This is a genomic window from Streptomyces niphimycinicus (genome assembly GCF_018883605.1).
GTDB classification, from domain to species: domain Bacteria; phylum Actinomycetota; class Actinomycetes; order Streptomycetales; family Streptomycetaceae; genus Streptomyces; species Streptomyces niphimycinicus.
Map to the genome: position 1 here is coordinate 1 of NZ_JAHLEM010001054.1, position 3,824 is coordinate 3,824.

4 protein-coding genes are annotated in these 3,824 nt (G+C 72.8%); 3 read left to right on the forward strand and 1 reads right to left on the reverse strand.

The genetic code is table 11. The annotated features are described in order from the left end of the window. Positions 1-852: RNA polymerase sigma factor (locus tag KN815_RS47430; protein WP_507229936.1), on the reverse strand; the 852-nt coding region annotated here is incomplete at its 3' end. 377 nt (positions 853-1,229) lie between these two features. On the opposite strand from KN815_RS47430, the gene KN815_RS47435 reads away from it, so the two are divergent. The 3 genes from KN815_RS47435 to KN815_RS47445 all read left to right on the forward strand — a co-directional run. Beyond that, a complete protein-coding gene (locus KN815_RS47435) occupies positions 1,230-2,150 on the forward strand; it encodes a dihydrodipicolinate synthase family protein (protein ID WP_216347961.1) in 921 nt (306 codons plus the stop codon). Positions 2,151-2,178: 28 nt separating this feature from the next. Then, positions 2,179-3,180: a proline racemase family protein gene (locus KN815_RS47440; RefSeq protein WP_216347962.1), complete on the forward strand. Its 1,002-nt coding sequence runs from the start codon at positions 2,179-2,181 to the stop codon at positions 3,178-3,180. A 17-nt stretch (positions 3,181-3,197) separates the two neighbouring features. Continuing rightward, positions 3,198-3,824 (forward strand): FAD-dependent oxidoreductase (locus KN815_RS47445; RefSeq protein ID WP_216347963.1); only part of this gene is annotated, 627 nt, incomplete at its 3' end.

A 3,824-nucleotide genomic window follows, 5' to 3' on the forward strand; every position in this document is an offset into this window, starting at 1 on the left:
CGGCGTGGTGCCCGGGGCCCGCTCGGCGAGCGCGCGGCGCCGCGCGAGATAGAGGTGCGCGCCCCAGCCGATGACCCCGCCCGTCAGCACACCGGGCAGCCCCTCGCCGTCCACATACATGCAGGTGGCGGCGTCCCGGCAGGACCGGCAACGGGCGAGGTGCTGCCACAGGTCGGCGGGTGAGGGGGAGTCGGGCGCCCGGGTGGCGGCGTCCAGCAGCTTGGCGTAGCTGCGGCACTCCTCGTCGGTGAGGGTCTCCACATGGGCGCGCTGACACCGTTCACGGAAGGCCGCGCGGACCCGGGCGATCTCCTCGGTGGCGTACTCCGGGTCGTAGCCCAACTGCCGGGCCACCGCCTCCGTGGACCGCGCCTCCACCTCGACCAGCCACAGCAGCTCCCCGTCCGCCTCCGGCAGATCCCGCAGGGCCCGCAGGGCGAGCGGCTGGTCGCGGGGCGGTGCGGCGAAGCGGGCGGCGACGTCGGAGGTCAGCCATGTCCGCAGCTCCGGGTTGAGCCGGTCGCCGTGGCGGTGGGCGTGCCAGTCGGTGGCGGTCTTCCGTACCGACGTCAGAAAGAGCGGCAGCCAGGGCAGACGCTTGCCGAAGCCCCTGGTGCGGCGGTGGCGGGTCTCCCGAATGCCCCGCCGGAACGCCTCGGTGGCGAGCCGCATCCCGTCCTCGGGAGTGGTCGTGCACAGTTCCGCGTAATCGGCGACCGCCTCCCAATAGGCGCCCAGCAGCGCCGTCGCGGAGGCCGCGCCATCGACTTCCTCGGCGGGCGCTTCGGCGAGACCGTGGCGCGCCGGGGAGCCGTCCCCGGGAGATTCCCTGGGCGATGAGTGGTCGGGCATGGAGGCAATTCCTCACTCACGAACAGCGGCGCCCCCGCCGGGGGCAACCCTCTCATAAACGGGCCGCGGGGTGGTCAGCCAACAGCACAGCTCTGCCTCGGAGTTGGGGGTTCCCCTTACGGGGCGGGCCGAGCCTTTCACGCCGGTGACCTGGCTGACAAGAGACGTAGAGCAGTCCCCGTTTGGGGCTGTGGAGCCGCCTGACCAGCCGTGAGGTCGTGCCGAATCGAGGTGAATGGCAGTCAGGCCCGACCCCGGCCTCCGGTTCGGTGCCCAATCGCCGCAACCGGCCGCGTGCCGGGGTCTGTGCAGTGTGACATTGCACTGTTATCGTTGAGTGGACAAGTGGCCTTGTCCCCTTCCCGAGAAGGTTCCGCATGCCCGAGATTCCCGGTGTTTCCGCGCCCTGGCGTGGCGTTCATGTCGCCACGGCGCTGCCGTTCCATGACGATGACGAACTGTCGGTCGACTACGAGGGATACGCCGCCCATGTGCGGTTTCTCGCCGAACACGGATGTGACGGGGTCTGCCCCAACGGGTCGTTGGGGGAGTATCAGACCCTGACGGACGAGGAGCGGGCGCGGGTGGTGCGGGTGGCCGTGGAGGCGGCGCCCGAGGGGTTCGGGGTGATGCCGGGGGTGGCGGCGTACGGGGCGATGGAGAGCCGGCGGTGGGCGGAGCAGGCGCGGGAGGCCGGGGCGCAGGCGGTGCTGGCGCTGCCGCCGAACAGCTACCGCGCCGACCGGGAGGCCGTGGTCGGCCACTACCGCGAGGTGGCGCGGGCCGGGCTGCCGGTGGTGGCGTACAACAACCCCCATGACACCAAGGTCGACCTCACCCCGGAGCTGCTGGCCGAGCTGCACGGGGAGGGGTTGATCGTCGCGGTCAAGGAGTTCAGCGGGGATGTGCGGCGGGCGTACGAGATCGCCGAGCGCTCCCCCGGGCTGGATCTGCTGATCGGCGCCGACGACGTCCTGCTGGAGCTGGGGCTGGCCGGGGCCGTGGGATGGATCGCCGGGTATCCGAACGCGATTCCCGAGGTCACCATGGAGCTGTACCGGCTCGCCACCTCGGGCGTCGGCACGGACCTGGAGAAGGCGCTGCCGCTGTACCGCGCGTTGCATCCGCTGCTGCGCTGGGACTCCAGGACCGAGTTCGTCCAGGCCATCAAGGTGTCCATGGACCTCGCCGGGCTGCGCGGCGGATCCTGCCGGCCGCCGCGCTCGCGGCTGACCGGCGAGGTGGCGGCGCGCGTCGTCCAGGAGACCGAGACCGTGCTCGGGCTGGGGTACCGGTGAGGTCGCGGCGGACGGTAAGGGGGCGCTCATGAGGTCGCGGCGGGTCCTGCACACCGTGGAGTCCCACACCGAGGGCATGCCCACCCGGGTGGTCACCGGCGGGGTGGGCACCCTCCCGGGCGCGACCATGGCCGAGCGCCGCCAGTGGTTCATCGAGCACCAGGACCATCTGCGCACCCTGCTGATGTACGAACCGCGCGGCCACTCCGCGATGAGCGGGGCCATCCTCCAGCCGCCCACCCGGCCGGACGCGGATCACGGAGTGCTCTTCATCGAGGTGTCCGGGCTGCTGCCGATGTGCGGCCACGGCACCATCGGAGTGGCCACGGTGCTGGTCGAGACCGGGATGGTCGAGGTGCGCGAGCCGGTCACCACCATCCGCCTGGACACCCCGGCGGGCCTGGTGGTCGCGGACGTCGCCGTGCGCGACGGCGCCGCGACCTCGGTGACGATCCGGAACGTGCCCTCGTTCTGCCTGGCCACGGACCGTACGGTGCGAGTGCCCGGCTTCGGCGAGGTGCGCTACGACATCGCGTTCGGCGGCAACTTCTACGCCATCGTGGATCTAGACGCCCTCGGGCTGCCGTTCGACCGGGCGGCGGGGCAGGAGCTGCTGACCGCCGGGCTGAAGATCATGGAGGCGGTGAACGAGCGGGAGCCGCCGCATCACCCCGAGCGGCCGGACATCACCGGCTGCCACCATGTCTATCTGAAGGCCCCGGGGTCGACGGCGCGCCACTCCCGCCACGCCATGGCCATCCACCCGGGCTGGTTCGACCGCTCCCCCTGCGGGACCGGCACCTCCGCGCGGATGGCGCAGCTTTACGCACGCGGTGAGCTGGGCCTCGGCGAGGAGTTCGTGAACGAGTCGTTCATCGGGACGCGGTTCATCGGGCGGCTGCTGGAGGAGACCACGGTGGCGGGGCTGCCCGCCGTCGTGCCCGCGATCACCGGACGGGCGTGGGTCACCGGCACCGCGCAGTTCCATCTCGATCCCGACGATCCGTTTCCGGCCGGGTTCTTGATGTAGGGGGAGCGAGCGTGGCGATGGTGGGAGAGAGGACGCCGGGGCGCCGCAGCACGGCTCCGGGGATCACCGACGGGATCGGCGAGGAGCTGCCGAGCACCGCCGATCTGGTCGTCATCGGCGCCGGAGTGGTCGGTGCGGCCGCGGCCTGGTTCGCCGCCCTGGCCGGGCTGCGGGTCGTGGTGGTCGACCGGGGCGCCGTCGCGGGCGGCACCTCGGGCGCGGGCGAGGGAAACGTGCTGGTCTCGGACAAGGAGCCGGGCCCGGAGCTGGAACTCGCCCAGTACTCGCGGCGGGTGTGGGGCGAGGACCTGGGCGCGTACGGCGGGCTGTGGGAGTTCGAGTCCAAGGGCGGGCTGGTGGTGGCCTCCACCCCCACCGCCCTGGGCGCGCTGCGGACGCTGGCCGAGCGGCAGCGGGCCTGCGGTGTCGACGTACGGGAGGTGTCCGGGGCGGAACTCCACGCCCTCGAACCGCGGCTGACCCGCGAGGCCGCCGGGGGCGCGCTGTATCCGCAGGACGCCCAGGTGCAGCCGATGCTGGCGGCGGCGCATCTGCTGCGGCTCGCGCGGCGGCGCGGCGCGGTGGTGGCGACGCGGACGGAGGTGGTGGGGTTCCTGCGGCCGGGCGGCGGGCGGCCGGGCGGC

Excerpts from the sequence above, each read along its gene's own strand:
- KN815_RS47435 (WP_216347961.1), top strand. The coding sequence starts at position 1,230 with ATGCCCGAGATTCCCGGTGTTTCCGCGCCCTGGCGTGGCGTTCATGTC.
- KN815_RS47440 (WP_216347962.1), top strand. The coding sequence starts at position 2,179 with ATGAGGTCGCGGCGGGTCCTGCACACCGTGGAGTCCCACACCGAGGGC.